We start from the raw sequence: 18,379 nt of genomic DNA, 5'->3' as shown, positions 1-18,379 counted from the left end.
CGTTGTTTCCGTTCGGGAACGCGGTCCGCCCCGGTGCGGTCGACCCCCGTCGTCCCGTCGAACCGACAACCCCACGCGGACCGCCGGATCGACGGCGCTTTTTTCTCGGGATCCCCTTGGCTCGGAACAGAGACGACCGTGGCGAAGTTCGGCAACTCGGTACGGCTGCTCGGGGACCGCGAGTTCGCGGCGCTCGCCGGGACCGCGTTCGCCCGTAGCCAGGCGTACTCGACGATCCTCATCGCCCTGGCGCTGTACGCCGACCTCTTCGGGACCACCGGGTTCATCGAGGGGCTGTTCGGGACCGCGTTCGCGATCGTCCAGCTGGTCATCGTCCTGCCGCTGGGGCGGAAGGTCGACACCGGGAACGCGAAGCGGTGGCTGCTCGGCGGCTTCCTGATCAACGTCGCCGTCTTCGTCGGCTTCGCGCTGGTCGACAGCTCCGTCCACATCATCCTCGTGCGGATGGTCCAGGGCCTCGGCGCGAGCGTCCTCTGGATCACGGGCGCGACCGTGATCGGCGAGATCAGCCCGGACGACGAGCAGGGGCGGTGGCTGGGCTCGTACAACCAGTTCGCCTCCTTCTCGTCGCTCGCGGGCGACCTCGTCGGCGGCTACCTCCTGTACGCCTACGGGTTCTCCGAGACGTATCTCGTCTTGACGCTCGTCACGCTCGCCGCGTTCGCCTTGGTGTTCGCGTTCCTCCGCGACAACCCCGGCGGGCGGAAGGACCCGGAGGACGCGGGAGGGATCGAGACGTTCCGGTCGCTGCTCGGGCTCCCATTGCTGCGCGCCTTGGTCTTCTTCCGGTTCACGTTCAGCGTCGGGAAGATGGCGGTGATCATCTTCCTCCCCATCTACGCGCGGACGACGTTCGGCATCTCGGCGTTCGCCATCGGCTGGATCATGGCGGGCGGGAAGCTGACGAAGGCGCTCACGCAGGGGTTCGTCGGCGACCTCACCGACCGCTACGAGCGCACGTACCTGTTCGTCGCCGTCGGCGCGCTCCTGTACGGCGTCGGCACCGCGACCATCCCGCTCGCGGCGTACTTCGAGGGGACCCTCTCGCCCGTCACCGTCTCGTACCTCGGCGACTCGCAGACGCTCGGCGGGGCCTTCTTCGCGCTGTTCGGCGCCTACTCGCTCCTCGGGGTCGCCGACTCGATACGCCTCCCGGCGAGCATGTCGCTGTTCGTCAGCGAGGGCGAGGCGTACGACTCCGTCGCCAGCGCGATGAGCCTCCGGTCCGTCTCGTGGAAGGTCGGCCAGGTCGTCGGGCCGGTGCTGGTCGGCGTCACGATGGACGGGACGAGCACGGAGACCGGGTTCCTGCTCGCGGCCGGGTTCATTGCGTTCGCGACGGTCGGCTTCGCGTGGCAGGCGCGGGGGGCCCACCGCGCGACGCGCGATCCGGGACCGGCCGTCCCGAGCGACGACTGACCCGCGCCGGCGCGGCGCCCAGCGGGCTTACAGGGTGTAATCGTGCTCGCCGGTCTCGGACTCCAAGAAGGCCGTCAGCAGGTCGATCGTCGCCTCGACGTCGCCGCCGTCCGCGGTCTCCGTGACGGTGTGGAGGTACCGCGTCGGGATCGAGACGGCACCGACGGGCTTCGCGCCCGCCGTGTTCTGGAACCCCGCGGTGTCGGTGCCGCCCGCGGGTAGCACCTCGTGCTGGTGGTCGATCCCCTCGCCTTCGGCCACCTCGGTGAGCCGGGCGTGGACCTTCGGGCTGGTGATCACCGAGGAGTCCTTCAGCTTCACCGCCGTCCCCTCGCCGAGTTCGGTGACGGCGTCCGCGGGGTCGCCGACCTGCGGCACGTCGTTGGCGACGGTCACGTCTAGGGCGACCGCGAGGTCCGGGTCGATGTCGACGCCGAGCGCCCGCGCGCCCCGAAGGCCGACCTCCTCCTGGACCGTCGCCGCGAAGTGAATCGTCACGTCCGGGTCCTCGATCCGCCGGGCGGCCTCCAGCATCGCGAACACGCAGATCCGGTCGTCGAGCGCCTTCCCGGTGACCCGGTCGCCCATCCGCGTCGTGGTCTGGTCGAGGGTGACGAGGTCGCCGACGCTCACCGCCTCCTCCACCGCCTCGGCGTCGCGGCCGAGGTCGATGAAGACGTCTTTCACCTCGTCGTCCTTCTCGCGCTGCTCCTCGGTGAGCGTGTGCGGCGGGACCGAGCCGATGACGCCCGTCAGGTCCTCGTCGCCGTGGACGGTGACGCGCTGCGCGCGCAGCACCCGGGCGTCGAACCCGCCGAGCGGGTCGACTTGGACGAACCCCTCGTCGGTGACGTGACGGACCATGAACCCGATCTCGTCCATGTGGGCGGCGACGGCGACCGAGTAGTCCGAGTCGCCCTCGACCGTGCCGACGACGTTGCCCATCGCGTCCGTCCGGACGCGGTCGACGCTCTCGGCGAACTCGCGGCGGACGATCTCGCGCACGTCGTCCTCGTAGCCGGGCACGCCGCGGGCCTCGGTCAGCTCTCGGAGCAGGTCGAACTCGAAGTCGAACTCGCGTGGCATGTCGGCACGTGGCCGCGCCAGCGACAAAGGTCCGCAGGATCCGGCACGACCGTCGCCCTTCGGCGACGGGTATTCAACCGTAAATATGTTTATCGTTGTTCCGCAACCCTTTTGCGGGCGCTCGCGGGATGGGATGAGTATGAGCGACGTGAAAGCGGAACTCCGCGAACAGTTCTTAGAGGCCTTCGGCGGCGCCGACTTCCCCGTCCAGAACCAGATGGACCTCGTCCCGGCGCTGCCGGACGGCCCGGCGACGAAGTTCGAGGCCGGCGACGTGAGCTTCACCGCGATGGAGATGGCCGCGAAGCTCGGCAGCGAACAGGAGTTCCCCTACGACACCGCCGAGGAGCTCGTCGACGACATCCTCGACGGGCTCGAGTCGAAGGGCATGATCTGAGTCGGCCTCACGGAACCGCTCTTCTCACCGCACCGCGCGCACCGCTCCCGCCCCGTAGCCGCCGCCCCGGCGGGAGGTTGATTACCGCGGAGCCGCTACGGCGGGTGTGTTCGCCGATCTCACGACGCTGGTGCCGCGGTGGGTCCTCTGGGGGGGCGGCCTCGGGGTCGTCGCCACCGCGCTCGTCGCGCTCGCGTTCTACCTCGGGGACCGGTTCGCGCCGGCCCCGGCCGCGTCGACGGGGCGCCGCGGCGCCGCGGGCGACGAGCGCCGCCGCCGCGAGATCCGGACGTACCTGGAGGCGGCGGGCGAGCGCTTCGCCGAGGACCACGCGATCGACGAGGTGACGGTCCCCTTCTACCTCCCCAAGCGCGGCGTCGCCATCACCTTCGACGCGCACGACTACTTCCGGCTGGAGGGCGAGGGCGTCTACACCGTCCTCTGCGAGCACGAGATGCCGGGCCGCGGGCTCGGTCGCCGGCTCCCGTTCGACGTCGACGAGCCCGACTGGGCGACCGGCGAGTCCGCCGGGTCGAGCGCGGGGCGCGCCGGGCGCTTCGGCGGCGACCGGTTCGGGGCCGCGACCGGGGCCGCCGGCCGGCCCGACCCCGTCGGCGACGCCTTCGACGAGCTGGGCCTCGACCGCGACGCCGACCTCGACGCGGTGAAGGGCGCCTACCGCGAGCGCGTCAAGGAGACCCATCCCGATCAGGGCGGCGACGAGGAGTCGTTCCGCCGCGTCCGCGAGGCGTACGCGACCGCCCGCAACCACGCCGACGGCGGGCCGGCGGACCGCGGCGGCGCGCGCCGCGAGCCCTCGACCGGGTACGGCCGGTGACCGACCGACGCCCCGGCGCCGCGGGCCCGACCGCGTTCGCCGACGCCGCGTTCGCGGAGCGAGCGGTCTACCTCCGCGCCCACGACGCGCTCGTCGTCGCCGACCTCCACGTCGGCCGCGGGGAGGCCTCGGCCGTCTCGCTCCCCCTCGGCGAGCGCAGGGACCTCGTCGACCGCCTCGACGCGTTGCTCGACCGGTTCGACCCCGGAACGGTCGTCGTCGCGGGCGACGCGGTCCACACCTTCGACCGGGTGACCGACAGGGCCCGCGGGACCCTGAACGCGCTCCGCGACCGCTGCGAGGCGAGCGGCGCGACCCTCGAACTCGTCGCCGGCAACCACGACGCCGCGCTCGCCGACGCGTGGGACGGACCGGTCAGCGAGGAACTGGTCCTGACCGGGGGCGACGGCTCCGACGGCGACCCCGCCGACCCGCAGCGGACCGTCGTCCGCCACGGCCACGAGGCGCCCGCGGCCGACCGCGCGTCGACGCCCGCCGACCGCTACGTGATCGGCCACGTCCACCCGACGATCGAGATCGAGGGCGACCGGCGCCCCTGTTTCCTCAGCGGGGCCGGGACCTACCGCGGCGCCGACCTCCTCGTGTTGCCCGCGTTCACCCGTCTCGCGGCGGGCGTCCCAGTCAACGACGCGGTCCGGACCGGGCTCGACTCCCCGCTCGTCACCGACGCGGCCGCGCTCGCGCCGGTCGTGTACGACCCCGACGCCGGCGACGCCGACGGCGCGGCGAGCGCGCTTCGGTTCCCGCCGCTGGGCGAGTTCGACCGGTTGTTGTGAACGCTTTTGTCCGTTCGTGGGTATCGTGACCTATGAACACGGAAAACGCCTGTCTCGGCTGCGGCGAGCCGTTCGACTGGGCCGAGGGGGAGTGTCCGGAGTGCGGCTGGGACCGCGACGAGTGGGCCGCGAGCGGCCGACACGGCCTCGAGAAGGAAGGGCACGGCGAACCGGAGGAAGACGACGGCTCCGGCGGCGGTGGGCTCGGCGGCCTCGGACCGATCCGCTGAGGCTCGGGAGGCGGCGACGCGCTCGGCGGTCAGTCGTCGACACCGGCGGTCCACGCCGAGGTGAACTCGTCGACGTCGCCGTCGTACGCCGAGAGGTCCCCTTCCGACCGGTCGACGTAGGACGCGCCGGTACCGTCCGGGCCGTCCGGGCCGTGCCGCGCGCGATGTAGCGCGTCGCAGACGGCGCCCTGCCCGCCCATGTTCACGCTCGCGAGCCGGGAGCGCTTCTGGACCACGTCGAGCCGGTCCGCGGGAATCGGGTCGCCCTCCGGCGTCAGGAACAGCGTGTCGTCGGGTGCCCCTACGTGGCCGCTAGCCTCGACGCGGTCGAGGTAGTCGGCGATCGGTTCGGCGTCGACGACGACCGAGAGCCCATCGAGGGCGACGTGCGCCTCGTCGCCGGCGACCTCAACGTCCGAGCGGTCGAGGGCGACGACCTGCTCGGGATCGACGCCGGCGTCGAGCAGCGCGGTTATCGCCTCGCGCTGCGTCGAGACTCGGGCCTTGTCCGCGATGGAGGCCCGGACCGCGGCGACGTCGCCGTCGGCGTCAGGGAACGTCGCCCCGAAGGTGTCGCGGGCGTTGACCCCGGCCGTGATCTCCGCGCCGTGCATGTGGTCGCACAGCTCGATCCGCGACTCCTCGACCCAGTCGAGCGACTCGACCTCGTCGCGCGCGTCGGTCGCCATCATCCACGCGAAGGCGGGCGAGCACCACGCCGTCGGCAGCGTGAACCGGACCTCGACGCGGTCGCCGTCGATCTCGATCGCGTCGATGTAGTCGAGCGCGACGATCGAACGGGCGAGCTCCGGGTCCTCGACTCGGTCGAGTCGGTTCTTGACCGCCGCCGTCCGGTCCCTCATCGGCTCGTCTGCGGGATCGCCCGTCGGCTCGCGGGGCGCGTCGCCCGGCGGGTCCGTGCTGCTCCCCGACATCAGTCCGCCGCGGCCCCCGCGTCGCCGCCGTAATGCGCCTCGAGATCGAACCGTTCGGTGATGTCGTCGTCGCGGAACTGTCGCTTCTTGGCCTCGATGTCGATGTCGTACAGCTCCGCGGCGTTTTCGCCCATCACCTTCTTCATGGTCTCGACGTCGAGTTCGACGCCGTACTCGTCCCGCTGCTCGTCGGTGAGTTCCGCGTTCATCACTTGGTCGACGAGCCAATCCGGGTTCCACAGTGCGTAGTCGGACCCGAACAGAACTCTGTCTTCGCCCAGCCAGTAGAGCAACTCGCCCATGATCTCGCCGAACTTCCGCGGACGATTTGTCGTCATCGCGGAGGCAACCGCGAGCCCGCCGTACACGTTCGGCTCCTGGGCGGCGATCCAGCAGAAGTCGTCAAGCCGGGGGAGCCCGACGTGGTTGACGATGAAATTGAGCTCTGGGAACGACGAGGCGGCGTCGTCGATGTCCTTCACGTCGAACGCGTCGCGGTTGAGCGGGCGGATCGTCGGTCCCTTGTGGGCGTTGATGTTCTCGATGCCGAGGTCGGCGCACTTCTCTAAGAATTCGAAGGCCTCGTCGCTGTCAAGCCGCCATCCCTTCGACTCGCCGCGCCACTCGGCGGTGTACAGCTTCACCCCGGGGATGTCGTACTCCTCTTTGAGGTGTTCGAGGTACCGGAGCCCCTCTTCGCCGTCGCGCGGGTCGAAGCTCCCGTTCAGAACGAACCGCTCCGGATACTCCTCCGCGAGCTCGGCGTTCTGCTCGGTCGTGTTGAATCCCTCGTCGTAGAAGTCATCGAGGTACGTGGGCTGGAAGATCGCCATGTCGGCGGCCGCGTTCGCAAAAAGGTCCTCGGTCATGCGGTCGGCGCCGTAGTGACGGTACGTGTCGATGTCCCACTGCTTCTCGTCCGGCGTGAACCCGGTGTGGTAGTCGTAGAAGCACTGGAGGAACTGTTCGCCTCCCTCGTGGATGATGTTCTCCTGGCGCGCGTCCCACAGGTGAACGTGGCCGTCGATGACGAAGATCTCCTCGCCGTCCATTTCGTACATACGACCTTCCATGTGAAGTGTTTACATATAACTATAAGGATCATTCAAGTAAATTATCCGTCCGTTCCCTCGTTTACAGCCAACCTGACACCATAACGAACGTTTATGACGTGGGGTGCGAGAGAGTATGTCACATGCGAGCAGCCAGGCTCCACGAGTACACGGACGACATGAGCGAGGGACTGACGATCGACGAGGTCGACCGCCCGACGGCGAGCGGTCCGGACGACGTGATCGTCGAGGTCGAGGGGGCGGGGTGGTGTCAGACGGACAACCACATCATCGAGGGGATGTGGGCCGAGTACGTCCCGCAGGAGCTGCCCATGACCCTCGGGCACGAGAACGCCGGCACCGTGGTCGAGACGGGGGACAACGTCGACCTCGTCTCGCCGGGCGACCCGGTGATCTGCCACCCGGTCCAGACCTGCGGCACGTGTCGCCCCTGTCGGCTCGGCGAGACGATGTACTGCGAGAACGACGCGTTCAACGGGCTCACGACCGACGGGGGCTTCGCCGAGTACCTCCACACCAGCGAGCGCTCGGTGATCCCGCTCCCGTCGGGCGTCGAACCGATCGACATCGCGCCCCACGCCGACGCGGGGATCACCGCGTACCACGCCGCGAAGAAGGCGGTCGGCGACCTGAACCCGGGCGACCACGCGGTCGTTATCGGCGTCGGCGGGCTCGGCCACATCGGCCTCCAGTGCCTCGACGCGATGAGCGCGGCCCGGATCACCGCGGTCGACCTCAAGGAGTCGGCGCTCAACCTCGCGGACAGCTACGGCGCCGACCACCTGATCAACCCGAGCGAGGAGGACGTGGCGGCCGAAATCGAGGGAATTACCGACGGCACCGGCGCGGCGCAGGTGCTCGACTTCGTCGGCGAGGACGTGACGACCGCCTACGCCCCCGAGATCACCGCCGCCGGCGGCGACCACCACATCATCGGCTACGGCGGCCACGTCCACGAGCCGTCGCAGGCGCTGGTGAACGGCGAGTTCTCCTTCGTCGGCAACATCGTCGGCCGGTACGCCGAGCTCCAGGAGCTCGTCGCGCTCGTCGAGCAGGGCGACGTGGACCTCCACACCAGCCGGTACGACCTCGGCGAGATCAACGCGGTCGCCGAGAAGCTCGAACACCGGGAGATCGACGGCCGCGCCGTCATCACGCCCTGAGCCGGTCAACTGGCCGCGCCGCGGGCCGCGACCCACCGAAGATTTTTATTATTCGTCTCGAAGCTCCCGAGCATGGACCGCAGAGCCCTCCTCTCGGCCCTCGGCGGCTCCGCCGTCGTTCTCTCGGGGTGCGTCGGCGAGACCGGCACGGGGCCGGCGACGAACGGAACGGACGGAACGGACGACGGCCGGTCGGGCGACGACGACGGTTCGACCGGATCGCTCGACGTCGAACTCCGGACGGTCCCCCACGTCGTCACCGCCTACGAGCCGTCGCCGACTCGCGGAATCGACCCCGACCACGTGGTTCCGCAGTCAGAGATCCCCGACGCGCTGCGCGAGCCGCTGGCCGCGGCGCGCGACGGCGGGTTCGAGACCGACGACCCGAGCGACGCGCTGTTGGCCGCGGTCGACGAGTTCCGCGTCTACGACCGCGGCGAACTGAAGCCCTACGTCGAGATCGACGGGACGCGCTACGCGTTCGACCCGTCGCTCCCGACGTTCACCGCGGCGCTCGCGGACGCGACGACAGAGGGATACGACGAGGACCGCGTCCTCCGCGAGGCGGGACAGCGAGACGACCTCGGCGCCGCGGCCGTCGAGACGTTCGTGAACGCCCTGACGGCGTACGGTCCGAACGTGGCCCGCGGCGAGTACCGACGGTGCGTCCGCCCCGAGCCGGTCGACGACTTCCTCGACGAGTACGACTACCTCGAAGACGGGAGGGGCGTCTCCCGGATCCGCACGGCCGTCGAGCACGAGGATCCGCCGTACGCGATCACGGCCCGGGAGCTGACCGACGGGGACATGTGGGACCGGCGGGTCGTCAACGAGTCGGCGCTCGACCCCGAACTGGTGACCTTCTTCGAGCGCGCGCTGGCGTCGGAGCACCGCGCCCCCGCGCTGCCGACGCCGGACCGGAGCCAGCTCTTCGCCGACGACGTTCCGGACGCCTACGCGGCGTTCGCCGCCGAACACGACGAGCCGGTGTACTACCGGATAAACGGGACCGTGTACAGCGTCATCGTCGGCGAGTCGCTGTACGACCGCGTCCCGGTGTCGGTCGCGGTCGCGGCGGCCGAGGACGCGGCCCGCGAGTTCACGCTGACGGTCGCGCCGGCCCCGGAGAACGCCGCCGGCGAGGCCGAGGGGCCGTACACGTTCACCAGCCGGGGCGCGCTGCCCAGCGCCCTCTGGACCTTCCACGAGGGCGAGCGCCGCTCGCTGGAGGTCGTCGAGACCGAGGGCGTCGAGGGACCGCATCCGAGCAGCAGCGACGGACAGGCGCTGGAGTCGCTCGACGCGGGCGATGAGATGGTCGCGACGTACGCCGTCCCGTCGGACCTCCCCGCGGGAACGTACGTGAGCCGCGGCCTGTTCAACGTCTCGTGGAACGTCCCCGGACAGACGCCGAGCGAACACGGGGCGTACCCGTTCGAACTCGCGATCGCGGTCGCGTGAGCGCGGGCGAGGCCCGCGGGGGAAACACAAGCGACCGCTTCACTCACGCGAAGAGCTTTATGCCGAATCCGTGACATTCGACTATGGACAGTTCTCTCCGACGGGCGGCCGAGTTGACGCCCTCACGGCGTTGGTCGCTGCTCGCCGGCGCCTACGCGTTCTGCTGTGCAGTCCTCACCGCGACGGCCCTCTCAACTGTGCTCGATCTCTTCGGCGAGGTGATCGGCCTCCCGGCCTCGTTCGTCGCACCGATCCTCGCGGCCCCGGCGCTGCTCGCCGGCGCACTCGTATGGTGGGTGCTCGTCGAGCGCCACGGAACCGTCACGTACCTCCGGGGTGCCGCGTTCGGCCTGCTCACGGCGCTCGTCACCGGGACCGTCTGGACCCTACGGTTCGTCTCGGTCTGGAGCGCAGAGATGCTCGCGGCCGGTCCCGTGCGACTACTCGTCGGGTTCGTGCTCGGCGCGGTCGCGGTTGCCGGCGTCGTCGTCGGCCTCCCGATCATGTACGTTCGCCGGCGGAGCCGAGGGGCGTCCGACGGCCCCCCGACCGCTAACTCCTTGTGACGTGGGGTCACACCGATCGCGCATGGACGAGAACGGCGCCGGCGCGTCGGACGGCGGCGAAGCGACAGACCCCCTCGCCGACGAGGACCTCTACCGCGTGCTCGGGCCGGACGGCAGCCCTCTGCCGGACGCGACGGTCCCGGACCTCTCGGACGAGGAGTTCCGCGCGATCTACCGCGACCTGGTCGTCACCCGCCGGTTCGACGAGCGCGCGGTGAGCCTCCAGCGGCAGGGCCGCATCGGCACGTACGCGCCCTGCGCGGGCCAGGAGGGGTCGGCGGTCGGCTCGACGCACGCGCTCGCTGACGACGACCTGATCAGCTACCAGTACCGCGAGCACGGCGCGGTCGTCGTCCGCGACCTGCTCTCGGAGTATCTTCCCTACTGGATGGGCCACGAGGCCGGGACGGAGGCGATCGCCGACGGCAACGTCTTTCCGCTGAACATCGGGATCGCCGCGCACCTCCCGCACGCGGTCGGCGCCGCGTGGGCGTTCGACCACCGCGACGAGGACCGCGTCGTCGCCTGCCACTTCGGCGACGGCGCGACCAGCGAGGGCGACTTCCACGAGGCGATGAACTTCGCGGGCGTCTTCGACACGCCGACGCTGTTCTGCTGTCACAACAACGGCTGGGCCATCTCGATCCCCGAGTCGCGACAGACCGCGAGCGACACGTTCGCCCAGAAGGCGACCGCCTACGGGTTCGACGGCGTCCGCGTCGACGGGATGGACCCGCTCGCGAGCTACGCGGTCACGCGGGAGGCCGCCGAGCGCGCGCGAGGCGGGACGGACGGCGACGACGGCGACGAGCCGCGCCCCGTCCTCATCGAGTTCGTCGAGTACCGCTTCGGCGCGCACACGACCGCCGACGACCCGAGCGCCTACCGCGACCCCGACGACGTGGACCCGTGGCGCGCGCTCGACCCGCTCGACCGCACGGAGGCGTTCCTGCGGGAGACCGGGCGGATCGACGACGAGGGCGTCGCGGCGATACGCGACGAGGCCGACGCGGTCGTCGCCGACGCCATCGACTTCGCGGAGTCCGTCGATCCCGACCCCGCCGACATGTTCGACCACGCGTACGCCGACCTCCCGCCCGAGATACGCCGCCAGCGCGACGACCTGCTCGCCGCCGTCGAGGAGCACGGCGAGGACGCGTTCCTGCGGGAGGAGTGAGGCGGCGAGGACGGTCGGTCCGCGGTCCGCGGACCGCCAGCACTATCGGCCGGCCGCCGAGTTCCGTCCGCATGAACGACGCCGCCCCCCGGACCCGCCTCAACGCGATCCTCCTCCTGCTGGCGACGAACGCGCTCCTCCTGTTCGGGATCGGATTCCGGTACGCGAGGGAGATCGCGGTGGGGGTGGCCGTCCTCGCCGCGCTCGTCGGGTACGGAATCGTTCGGGGACGGCGGTCCGGCGCGCTGCCGTGAGCCGCGTCGGGGGCGCCCCGGTGGCGGAACCGCGGTAGGCGGGCCGCCGGGAGACAGTGTCGGAACCGCCTACAGGTGCTCCGCCGCCGCCGCGGCCGCCGCCCGCCCGCTCTCCAGCGCGCCCTGGATCGACGACCACTCGGTGTAGTCGCCGGCGAGCGCCACCGGGCCCTCCGGGTCGTCGGCGTCGGGGAGATCCGCGTGGACGCCCGGGGGCTGCGCGAACTGCGCGAACCGGATCCGGTGGACGTCGAGCGTCTCTAAGCTCTCGAAATCGCGGTCCGGGAACCACGCCGCGAGCGCGTCGCGCACGTCGCCGCGGAGGGCCTCGTCGTCGCGCTCCAGGGCGTCCTCGCCGAGGAACGTCGCCGCGAGCAGGGCGCGGTCGCCCGGGGCGTACTCGGGCGCGACCTCCGACATCGGGACCACGGCGTTCGGCGACTCACCCGCGGCGTTGAGCAGGATCCGTTTCCCCGTCTCGAACGACTCGCCCGCGGGGAGCGCGTACCAGCCGGTCGTGTTCGGCACGCCCTCGGTCGGGACCGACTCGACGCCGGTGAGCCGCCGCGCCTCGGGCGGCGAGGTCGCCACGACGACCGCGTCCGCCTCGCGGGTCGACCCGTCCGCGAGCTCGACGGTGGCGCCCTCGGCGTCGGCCGCACCGGTCCGGAACGGGATCCGGCCCTGTCCGGCGATTCTGACCGCCTCCACGTCCTCGCCGGTCCGGATCTCGACGCCCGCCTCGCGGGCGCGGTCGGCGAGCGCGGCGGGGAGCGCCGCCATCCCCTCCGCGGGGACGCCGATCGACCCGCGGCCCATCGCGCGGAACGTGTACTCGAACACGTGCTTCGAGGTCGACAGCGTGCGGTCGAGGGTGATCCCGCCGTAGAATGGCTCGACGAAGTTCTCGACGTAGTCGTCGGCGAACCCCCAGTCGCGGAGGTACTCGCGGATCGAGGCGTCGGGGCCGTCGAAGAAGTCGTCCTCGTCGCGGTTCGCGAGGTCGTACCGGAGCGCGAGCGTCCGGAGCTTGTCGGAGACGGAGACCTCGTCGTTCAGAAGCGAGGGGACCGCGGAGCGCGGGTCGCGAAGCGGGTCGCCGAGGACCGAGTGCGAGCCGGGCCGACAGATCGTCGCGCCGGGCGCGAACGTCCGGAGGTCGAGGTCGTCGAGCCCGTCCGGTCCGAGTTCGCGCGCGACCGCGGGGTAGCTGGAGAAGAGGACTTGGAAGCCCCGGTCGAGCGTGAAGCCGTCGACCGTCTCCGTCCGCACGCGCCCGCCGACATCGGGCCGTCGCTCGTACAGCGTCACGTCCGCGCCCGCCTCGGCGAGCCGCCGCGCCGCGACCAGCCCCGCCAGTCCGCCGCCGACGACCGTGGCGTCTCCGTTCATACTCGGGGTATCGGGTCGCGGGATTATAAGCGGCGGCGGGTTCGGGTCGCGGGCGTCGCTCCGAACGGGCTGGAATCACGAGTGATAACCCCGGGATCGGTTTGAAAACCCCCTGCGCGGATCGGACGGTATGTGCCCCGAGGCGCCGCCCGGAGGCGGTCTCGCCGTCCCCGAGACGGGCCCGGCGGCGACCCGGACGTCTCGTCCGATGAGAACCGCTCGCCGCGCGGCGACCGCATCGACGGGGAGGGTACCGTGAGCGGGTCCGACGACCGCTGGCTCCACTACGGCGCGGTCGCGACGCCGATCGACCGACCGGACCGGACCTTTGGCTACGTGGACGAGGCGGAGAACCCGAAGTTCGGCACGTTCCCCTCCGACTTTCTGAACCGGGTCGACGTTCCCGCCGACGAGGAGCGCGGCCGGGTGCCGCTCGGGGAACTCGACCCCGACCTCTACCGGCGGTTCGGGAACGGGTTCCAGCGGGTCGACGTGGGCGCGCTCGCGGGCGACCTCGTCGCCGCGTCGCTGTTCCCGCCTCACGAGGCACGGATCGTCGTGCTGTACGGCTGGTTCGACATGGACCGAGAGGCGACCGCCGAGGCGCTCGAAACGGAGCCGGACCGCGTGCGACGGCTGGTCGAGACCGTCCGCGACCGCCGCGAGCGGGCCGACCGGACGGCGACGGTCCGGTTCACCCCCGAGTAGTCGCCCCCGAGTGCGAAGCGATTAGTCGCCGCCGCCGCAAGGATCCGTATGGCTGATTCCGAGACCACGCCGGCGTTTCGCGGGCTGGAGAGTCGGGCGTCGGGACGCGTCCACGAGACCGCCGACGCGGCGGCGATCGACGGCGACGAGCGCGCGCGCGGCCTCGACCCCGTCTACGACTACGACGCGGTCGACCCGGACGACCTGTTCGACCCCGCCGCCCGCGGGGGGAGCGGCGACGCCCGGGCCGCGCCCGCGACCGCCCGCGGCCACTGGCGGTTCGACGCGCTGCTCCCGTTCCCGGCCGAGGCGGCGCTCACCGCCGGCGAGGGCGCCACGCCGCTCGTGGCGACCGACCGGCTCGCGGACGAGTTGGACGTGGAGGCGGTGTACGTCAAAGACGAGGGGCGGAACCCGACGGGGACCGTCCTAGACCGCGGGCTCTCGCTCACGATGACGGCGGTCGCGAGGCGGGCGGCCGACGGCGCCGACGTGGAGCCGCTCGTCTGCGCGAGCCCCGGTAACGCCGGGCAGTCGATGGCGGCGTACGCGGGCCGGGCGGACCTGCGCTCGTACGCGTTCGTCCCCTCCCGCTGCGCGTTCTCGAACAAGTCGATGACGAACGTCCACGGCGGGGAGATGCGCGTGGTCGGCGGGCGCTTCCCGGACGCCGCCGAGGCGGTGGACGAGCAGCTGGAGACCGAGTACACCGACCTCGGCGAGTTCGTCACGCCCTATCGCCACGAGGGCGCCAAGACCGTCGCCTTCGAGCTGGTCGCCGACCTCGGCGACGCCCCGGACGTCGTCGTCGTCCCGACCGGCTCCGGCGAGGTCGTCGCCGGCGTGTACAAGGGGTTCGCCGAGCTCGACCGGATCGGCGCGGTCGACGGCACCCCGAAGGTCGTCGCGGCGCAGGCGGCGGGCTGCGCCCCGATCGCGGCCGCCGTCGAGCGCGGCCTCGACGAGCCGGAGCCGTGGGGGACGCCCGACACCATCTGCGGCGAACTGGAGATCCCGGACCCCGCCGGCGGCGCCGCGGCCGTCGCGGCGGTCACCGAGAGCGGCGGGACCGCGGTCGGCGTCGACGACGACGACATCCTCGCGAGCGCGGTCGCCGTGGCGCAGAACGAGGTCGTCGAGATGGGCGCGACGGGCGGCGCGGCCCCCGCCGGCGCGTGGGCGCTCGCCGAGGACGGCTTCTTCGACGGCGACGAGACCGTCGTGCTGCTCAACAGCGACGCCGGGCTGAAGACGCCCGACGTGCTCCGCAGCCACCTGATGGGACAGGGGATCTAGAAGGGACCGCCGGTCAACGGTCGATGCGTCCCGCGCTCCTCGCCCGCTACTCGCGCCGCGCGAGCAGGCCGGTCGCGAGCAGCGCGAGCGCGGCCGCGACGACGCCGAACCCGGGCGACTCCGCGCCCGTGTCGCCGGCGCTCTCCCCGTCGCCGCCGTCGCTCCCGTCCGAGTCTCCGGTCGTCGAGCCGTCGCCGTCGGGCGTGTCCCCGTCTCCGGAGCCGTCGCCCGAGGAATCGCCGCCGTCGGAGCCGTCCCCGTCAGACGAGCCGTCCTCGGCACCGTCCGTCGACTCGCTGCCGTCGCTCTGGAGTTCGACCACGGCGTTCGACAGCGTCGTCGTCGACTCGATCACGCTGCGCGGCGCCGGCTGGTTGAGGTAGTTCACGTTCAACACCACGTAGCTGTCCTCGGCGCCCGCGGTCGTGCTGGCGTACGGCTCCTGGTCGAGGATCGCGGCCTCGGGGTCGGTGACGATGATGAGCTCGGGGTCCGTCTCCAGGATCACCTCGTCGGAGAGCTGGGGGTACGCCTCGTACTCCGCGGCGGCGTTGTCGGTCCCGCCCGCGTTCATGATCGCGTCGATGAAGGTGTTGTTCGCCGCCACGTAGCCGCCGCCGAGGGGGTAGAGGGCGGTCGGCCGCTCGACGCCGCTGGTCCGCTCCTCGGCCGCCTCGACCGCGTCGTACATCTCCGCGTTGGTCTCGCTCGCGGCGCCGCACGCGCCGACGAGCCGACCGATCGTCTCCGTCTTCTCGGCGATGTCGTCGATGCTCGTCGCCGCGGGGAAGTGGTAGACGGTCAGCCCCTGCTCGCGGAGCGGCTCCACGTCTGCCGCCGAGGAGTTCGGCGCCAGCACGAGGTCCGGCTCGGTGTCGACGACGCGCTCGACGCTCGCGCCGAACGAGGCGGAGACGTTGGCTCGCTCCTCGGCGCCGTCGAGGTAGAAGGCGAACTGGCTCACGCCGACGACGCGGTCCTGCGCGCCGAGCTCCCACAGCGTCTGCGCCGCCGACGGGTTGATCGTCGTGATCCGGTCGGGGCGCTCCTCCAAGGTGATCGTCTCGCCGGTGGCGTCGGTCGCGTTGTACGGGAAGCCGCAGGCGCCGTCCGTCTGCGCGGGCCCCGCGCCCGTCGCCGCGGCGCCGACCGCCGGCTGCGCGCCCGCGGCCGGTCCGTCGGTCGATATCGTCGGCTGTGCGCCCGTCGCCGTCCCGGCGACGCCGCCGATCAGGGCGGTCGCCACCAGCATCGCCATCGCGATCGCGAAGCTGTCTCGCATCGCATCGATGACCGGACTCGTCCAATAAGTATTTACCTACTACAAGTTGTGTTGGAGTACGTATGCGACCCTGGGTTCGGTCGGCGTACTGGTCGGCGGCGGTAGCCGCGCTCCTCGCGGTCGCCGTCGTCGTCAGCGCCGCGATCGGTCCCATCTCCATCCCCCCCGAGACCGTGGTGAAGTCGGTGTTGAACGCGCTCGCGGTGCCCGCGGGGATCGAGACGAGCGCCAGCGGCGTCGGCCCGCTGCCGGTCCCGGGCGTCGGACCGCTCACGCTCCCGGGCGTCGACCTCGCGTTCACGTCCCCGTTCGCGTTCCCCGTCGACTCGGTCCACCAGCAGATCGTGGTTGGCGTGCGGCTCCCGCGGATCCTGCTGGCCGCGCTCGTCGGGTTCGCGCTCGCGGCCGCCGGCACGGTGATGCAGGGCTTCTTCCGCAACCCGATGGCCGACCCCTCGATAATCGGCGTCTCCTCGGGCGCGGCGGTCGGCGCGGTCGCGTTCATCGTCTTCCCCGTGGCGCTCTCGACGACGGTCGCCCTCCCGCTCCTCGGCCCGGTCGAGGTCGCGCTCTCGCGCGGCGCCGGGACGAGCCTCTTCGCGTTCGTCGGCGCGCTCGTCGCCGCATTCGGCGTGTACGCCATCGCGACCCGGGGCGGCCGAACGCCCGTCGCCACCCTCCTCCTGGCCGGCGTCGCGGTCCAGACGTTCCTCGGCGCGGTCGTCTCGTACCTCCAGCTTCAGGCCGGCGAGTCGCTCCGACAGATCGTCGCGTGGCTGATGGGGCACCTCTCCGGCGCCGCGTGGAGCGAGGTCGCCCTCACCGCCGTCGTCGTGCCGCCGCTTTTCGCCGTGCTGCTCGCGTACGCCCGCGACCTCAACGTCCTCCTGCTCGGCGAGGAGGAGGCCCGGGGACTCGGCATCGCCGTCGAGCGCACCAAGCGCGTGCTGCTCGCGGCGTCGGCACTGGTCACGGCCGCGGGCGTCGCGTTCGCCGGCGTGATCGGGTTCGTCGGCCTCATCGTGCCCCACATGCTCCGGCTCGTCGTCGGCCCCGACCACCGGGTGCTGCTCCCGACCGCGGCGCTTTCCGGCGGCACCTTCCTCGTCGCGGCCGACACGCTCGCGCGCTCCGCCCCCGCCGAGTACCCCGTCGGGATCATCACCGCCGCGGTCGGGGCGCCCTTCTTCGTCTACCTGCTCGTGACCCGGGAGGTGACGGAGCTGTGAGCGCGGACCGCCCCGCGGACGCCGAGGCGGTGGAGGGGGAGGCGGGAGAGACGGACGCAGCGGCGGCCGAGGCCCGCTCGGCCGCCGCCGCGCGCGACGTGTCGGCATCGCTCGCGGGACCGGCGTCGCTCCCGGACACCGCGCGGTCGTTCGGCGACGACCCGCTGCTGTCGGTCGCGGACGTGGCCGTCTCGTTCGGCGACCTCGACGTCGTCTCCGGGGTCGACCTCCGCGTCGAGCCTGGCTCGCTCGTCGGCCTCGTCGGCCCCAACGGCGCCGGCAAGACGACGGTGTTGCGCGCGGTGACCGGGGCCGTCGAGCCGGACGCGGGGACCGTCGAGATCGGGGGCGACCCGGCGGCGTCGCTGTCGGCCAAGGAGGTCGGGCGCCGGGTCGCGAGCGTCCCGCAGGCGACGAACCTCGCGTTCGACTTCCGCGTGCGCCACGTCGTCGAGATGGGGCGGACCCCGCACCTCGGGCGCTTCGACGCGCACGGCGTCGCGGACGACGAGGCGGTCGACGCCGCGATGGCCGCGACCGACGTGGAGCGCTTCGCGGACCGCTCGATCACCGAGGTCTCCGGCGGCGAGCGCCAGCGCGTCCTGCTCGCCAGGGCCCTGGCGCAGGCGGCCCCGCTCCTCCTCTTGGACGAGCCGACCGCCAGCCTCGACGTGAACCACGCGGTCGAGACGCTCGAACTGGTCCGCGCGTTCGTCGACGACGGCGACCGCGGGGCGATCGCCGCGATCCACGACCTCGACGCCGCGGCCCGGTACTGCGACGAGGTCGTCGTCCTCGCGAACGGCGGGGTCCGGGCCGCCGGCCCCCCGGAGTCGGTGCTGTCCGCGTCGACCGTCGGCGCCGCCTTCGACGCGGAGGCGTTCGTCGGCCGCGACCCGGCGACCGGGGCGCCCGCGGTGACGGCGTTCCCCCACAGCGACGTCGAGCCCCGGCGCGTCCACGTGATCGGCACGGGCCGCCGCGTCGCGCTCCACGACGGTGGCGGCGAGGTCGGCGGGAACCCGATCGCGGTCCGCGACGGGGATGTAGATCGT

19 protein-coding genes are annotated in these 18,379 nt (G+C 71.9%); 14 read left to right on the top strand and 5 right to left on the bottom strand.

All coding sequences use genetic code 11. From position 1 onward, the window contains the following. Positions 1 to 138 precede the first annotated feature (138 nt). Entirely contained in the window at positions 139 to 1,440 is a 1,302-nt protein-coding gene (locus tag EXE44_RS00095) for an MFS transporter (protein ID WP_137715435.1), read from the top strand. Positions 1,441 to 1,467: 27 nt separating this feature from the next. Here EXE44_RS00095 and EXE44_RS00090 read toward each other — a convergent pair whose 3' ends face one another. Continuing rightward, positions 1,468 to 2,526 (bottom strand): M42 family metallopeptidase, encoded by a 1,059-nt coding sequence (locus EXE44_RS00090; protein ID WP_137715434.1) that lies wholly within the window; start codon positions 2,524 to 2,526, stop codon positions 1,468 to 1,470. 139 nt (positions 2,527 to 2,665) lie between these two features. Here EXE44_RS00090 and EXE44_RS00085 point away from each other — a divergent pair, with 139 nt between their 5' ends. The 4 genes from EXE44_RS00085 to EXE44_RS00070 all read left to right on the top strand — a co-directional run bounded on the left by EXE44_RS00085 (position 2,666) and on the right by EXE44_RS00070 (position 4,788). After that, the gene (locus EXE44_RS00085) at positions 2,666 to 2,923 is read left to right on the top strand and encodes an MTH865 family protein (RefSeq protein WP_053772327.1); all 258 of its coding nucleotides are present in this window, start codon (positions 2,666 to 2,668) and stop codon (positions 2,921 to 2,923) included. 106 nt (positions 2,924 to 3,029) lie between these two features. Then, positions 3,030 to 3,761 (top strand): J domain-containing protein, encoded by a 732-nt coding sequence (locus EXE44_RS00080; protein ID WP_137715433.1) that lies wholly within the window; start codon positions 3,030 to 3,032, stop codon positions 3,759 to 3,761. Then, complete coding sequence (locus EXE44_RS00075) at positions 3,758 to 4,558, top strand: metallophosphoesterase (protein WP_137715432.1); 801 nt, start codon at positions 3,758 to 3,760, stop codon at positions 4,556 to 4,558. Before EXE44_RS00080 ends, EXE44_RS00075 begins: the two co-directional genes overlap by 4 nt. 32 nt (positions 4,559 to 4,590) lie before the next feature. Then, positions 4,591 to 4,788, top strand: a complete 198-nt coding sequence (locus EXE44_RS00070) for a hypothetical protein (protein ID WP_137715431.1) — start codon at positions 4,591 to 4,593, stop codon at positions 4,786 to 4,788. Between the two features lie 29 nt (positions 4,789 to 4,817). On the opposite strand, the gene EXE44_RS00065 is transcribed toward EXE44_RS00070, so the two are convergent. Together EXE44_RS00065 and EXE44_RS00060 are read right to left on the bottom strand one after the other, a co-directional pair. Continuing rightward, a complete protein-coding gene (locus tag EXE44_RS00065) occupies positions 4,818 to 5,723 on the bottom strand; it encodes an iron-sulfur cluster assembly protein (protein ID WP_137715430.1) in 906 nt (301 codons plus the stop codon). After that, positions 5,723 to 6,784 carry an amidohydrolase family protein gene (locus tag EXE44_RS00060; protein WP_137715429.1) on the bottom strand — a complete coding sequence of 354 codons (1,062 nt, stop codon included), beginning with the start codon at positions 6,782 to 6,784 and terminating at the stop codon, positions 5,723 to 5,725. Before EXE44_RS00060 ends, EXE44_RS00065 begins: the two co-directional genes overlap by 1 nt. 134 nt (positions 6,785 to 6,918) lie before the next feature. Between EXE44_RS00060 and EXE44_RS00055 the strand changes: the two genes are divergently transcribed. The 5 genes from EXE44_RS00055 to EXE44_RS00035 all read left to right on the top strand — a co-directional run bounded on the left by EXE44_RS00055 (position 6,919) and on the right by EXE44_RS00035 (position 11,417). Beyond that, complete coding sequence (locus EXE44_RS00055; protein ID WP_137715428.1) at positions 6,919 to 7,959, top strand: NAD(P)-dependent alcohol dehydrogenase; 1,041 nt, start codon at positions 6,919 to 6,921, stop codon at positions 7,957 to 7,959. 72 nt (positions 7,960 to 8,031) lie between these two features. Further along, the gene (locus tag EXE44_RS00050; RefSeq protein ID WP_137715427.1) at positions 8,032 to 9,420 is read left to right on the top strand and encodes a hypothetical protein; all 1,389 of its coding nucleotides are present in this window, start codon (positions 8,032 to 8,034) and stop codon (positions 9,418 to 9,420) included. 83 nt (positions 9,421 to 9,503) lie between these two features. Next, entirely contained in the window at positions 9,504 to 9,986 is a 483-nt protein-coding gene (locus tag EXE44_RS00045; protein ID WP_137715426.1) for a hypothetical protein, read from the top strand. Positions 9,987 to 10,008: 22 nt separating this feature from the next. Next, a complete protein-coding gene (locus EXE44_RS00040) occupies positions 10,009 to 11,163 on the top strand; it encodes a thiamine pyrophosphate-dependent dehydrogenase E1 component subunit alpha (protein ID WP_137715425.1) in 1,155 nt (384 codons plus the stop codon). 71 nt (positions 11,164 to 11,234) lie between these two features. Next, a complete protein-coding gene (locus EXE44_RS00035; RefSeq protein WP_137715424.1) occupies positions 11,235 to 11,417 on the top strand; it encodes a hypothetical protein in 183 nt (60 codons plus the stop codon). A 69-nt stretch (positions 11,418 to 11,486) separates the two neighbouring features. Here the strand turns inward: EXE44_RS00035 and EXE44_RS00030 are convergent, their stop codons facing one another. After that, positions 11,487 to 12,809: an NAD(P)/FAD-dependent oxidoreductase gene (locus tag EXE44_RS00030; RefSeq protein ID WP_137715423.1), complete on the bottom strand. Its 1,323-nt coding sequence runs from the start codon at positions 12,807 to 12,809 to the stop codon at positions 11,487 to 11,489. Positions 12,810 to 13,064: 255 nt separating this feature from the next. Here EXE44_RS00030 and EXE44_RS00025 point away from each other — a divergent pair, with 255 nt between their 5' ends. Together EXE44_RS00025 and EXE44_RS00020 are read left to right on the top strand one after the other, a co-directional pair. Beyond that, positions 13,065 to 13,517 carry a hypothetical protein gene (locus tag EXE44_RS00025; protein WP_137715422.1) on the top strand — a complete coding sequence of 151 codons (453 nt, stop codon included), beginning with the start codon at positions 13,065 to 13,067 and terminating at the stop codon, positions 13,515 to 13,517. 48 nt (positions 13,518 to 13,565) lie between these two features. Beyond that, entirely contained in the window at positions 13,566 to 14,813 is a 1,248-nt protein-coding gene (locus EXE44_RS00020; protein ID WP_137715421.1) for a pyridoxal-phosphate dependent enzyme, read from the top strand. A gap of 46 nt (positions 14,814 to 14,859) precedes the next feature. Here the strand turns inward: EXE44_RS00020 and EXE44_RS00015 are convergent, their stop codons facing one another. Next, on the bottom strand, positions 14,860 to 16,095 hold the full coding sequence (locus tag EXE44_RS00015; RefSeq protein WP_137715420.1) for a PGF-CTERM-anchored ABC transporter substrate-binding protein: 1,236 nt from the start codon (positions 16,093 to 16,095) through the stop codon (positions 14,860 to 14,862). Between the two features lie 62 nt (positions 16,096 to 16,157). On the opposite strand from EXE44_RS00015, the gene btuC reads away from it, so the two are divergent. After that, positions 16,158 to 17,324 carry a vitamin B12 ABC transporter permease BtuC gene (gene btuC, locus EXE44_RS00010; RefSeq protein ID WP_137715419.1) on the top strand — a complete coding sequence of 389 codons (1,167 nt, stop codon included), beginning with the start codon at positions 16,158 to 16,160 and terminating at the stop codon, positions 17,322 to 17,324. 98 nt (positions 17,325 to 17,422) lie between these two features. Further along, on the top strand, positions 17,423 to 18,379 hold a 957-nt coding region (locus EXE44_RS00005; RefSeq protein ID WP_241991778.1), incomplete at its 3' end, for an ATP-binding cassette domain-containing protein.

The organism is Halorubrum sp. SS7, assembly GCF_005435055.1.
Taxonomy (GTDB): Archaea; Halobacteriota; Halobacteria; order Halobacteriales; family Haloferacaceae; genus Halorubrum; species Halorubrum salinarum.
Note: the sequence above shows the minus strand (reverse complement) of the source record. Positions and strands in the feature narration are given on the sequence as shown.

Excerpts from the sequence above, each read along its gene's own strand:
- EXE44_RS00090 (WP_137715434.1), bottom strand. The coding sequence starts at position 2,526 with ATGCCACGCGAGTTCGACTTCGAGTTCGACCTGCTCCGAGAGCTGACC.
- EXE44_RS00085 (WP_053772327.1), top strand. The coding sequence starts at position 2,666 with ATGAGCGACGTGAAAGCGGAACTCCGCGAACAGTTCTTAGAGGCCTTC.
- EXE44_RS00070 (WP_137715431.1), top strand. The coding sequence starts at position 4,591 with ATGAACACGGAAAACGCCTGTCTCGGCTGCGGCGAGCCGTTCGACTGG.
- EXE44_RS00065 (WP_137715430.1), bottom strand. The coding sequence starts at position 5,723 with ATGTCGGGGAGCAGCACGGACCCGCCGGGCGACGCGCCCCGCGAGCCG.
- EXE44_RS00060 (WP_137715429.1), bottom strand. The coding sequence starts at position 6,784 with ATGTACGAAATGGACGGCGAGGAGATCTTCGTCATCGACGGCCACGTT.
- EXE44_RS00055 (WP_137715428.1), top strand. The coding sequence starts at position 6,919 with ATGCGAGCAGCCAGGCTCCACGAGTACACGGACGACATGAGCGAGGGA.
- EXE44_RS00050 (WP_137715427.1), top strand. The coding sequence starts at position 8,032 with ATGGACCGCAGAGCCCTCCTCTCGGCCCTCGGCGGCTCCGCCGTCGTT.
- EXE44_RS00045 (WP_137715426.1), top strand. The coding sequence starts at position 9,504 with ATGGACAGTTCTCTCCGACGGGCGGCCGAGTTGACGCCCTCACGGCGT.
- EXE44_RS00040 (WP_137715425.1), top strand. The coding sequence starts at position 10,009 with ATGGACGAGAACGGCGCCGGCGCGTCGGACGGCGGCGAAGCGACAGAC.
- EXE44_RS00035 (WP_137715424.1), top strand. The coding sequence starts at position 11,235 with ATGAACGACGCCGCCCCCCGGACCCGCCTCAACGCGATCCTCCTCCTG.
- EXE44_RS00030 (WP_137715423.1), bottom strand. The coding sequence starts at position 12,809 with ATGAACGGAGACGCCACGGTCGTCGGCGGCGGACTGGCGGGGCTGGTC.
- EXE44_RS00020 (WP_137715421.1), top strand. The coding sequence starts at position 13,566 with ATGGCTGATTCCGAGACCACGCCGGCGTTTCGCGGGCTGGAGAGTCGG.
- EXE44_RS00015 (WP_137715420.1), bottom strand. The coding sequence starts at position 16,095 with ATGCGAGACAGCTTCGCGATCGCGATGGCGATGCTGGTGGCGACCGCC.
- btuC (WP_137715419.1), top strand. The coding sequence starts at position 16,158 with ATGCGACCCTGGGTTCGGTCGGCGTACTGGTCGGCGGCGGTAGCCGCG.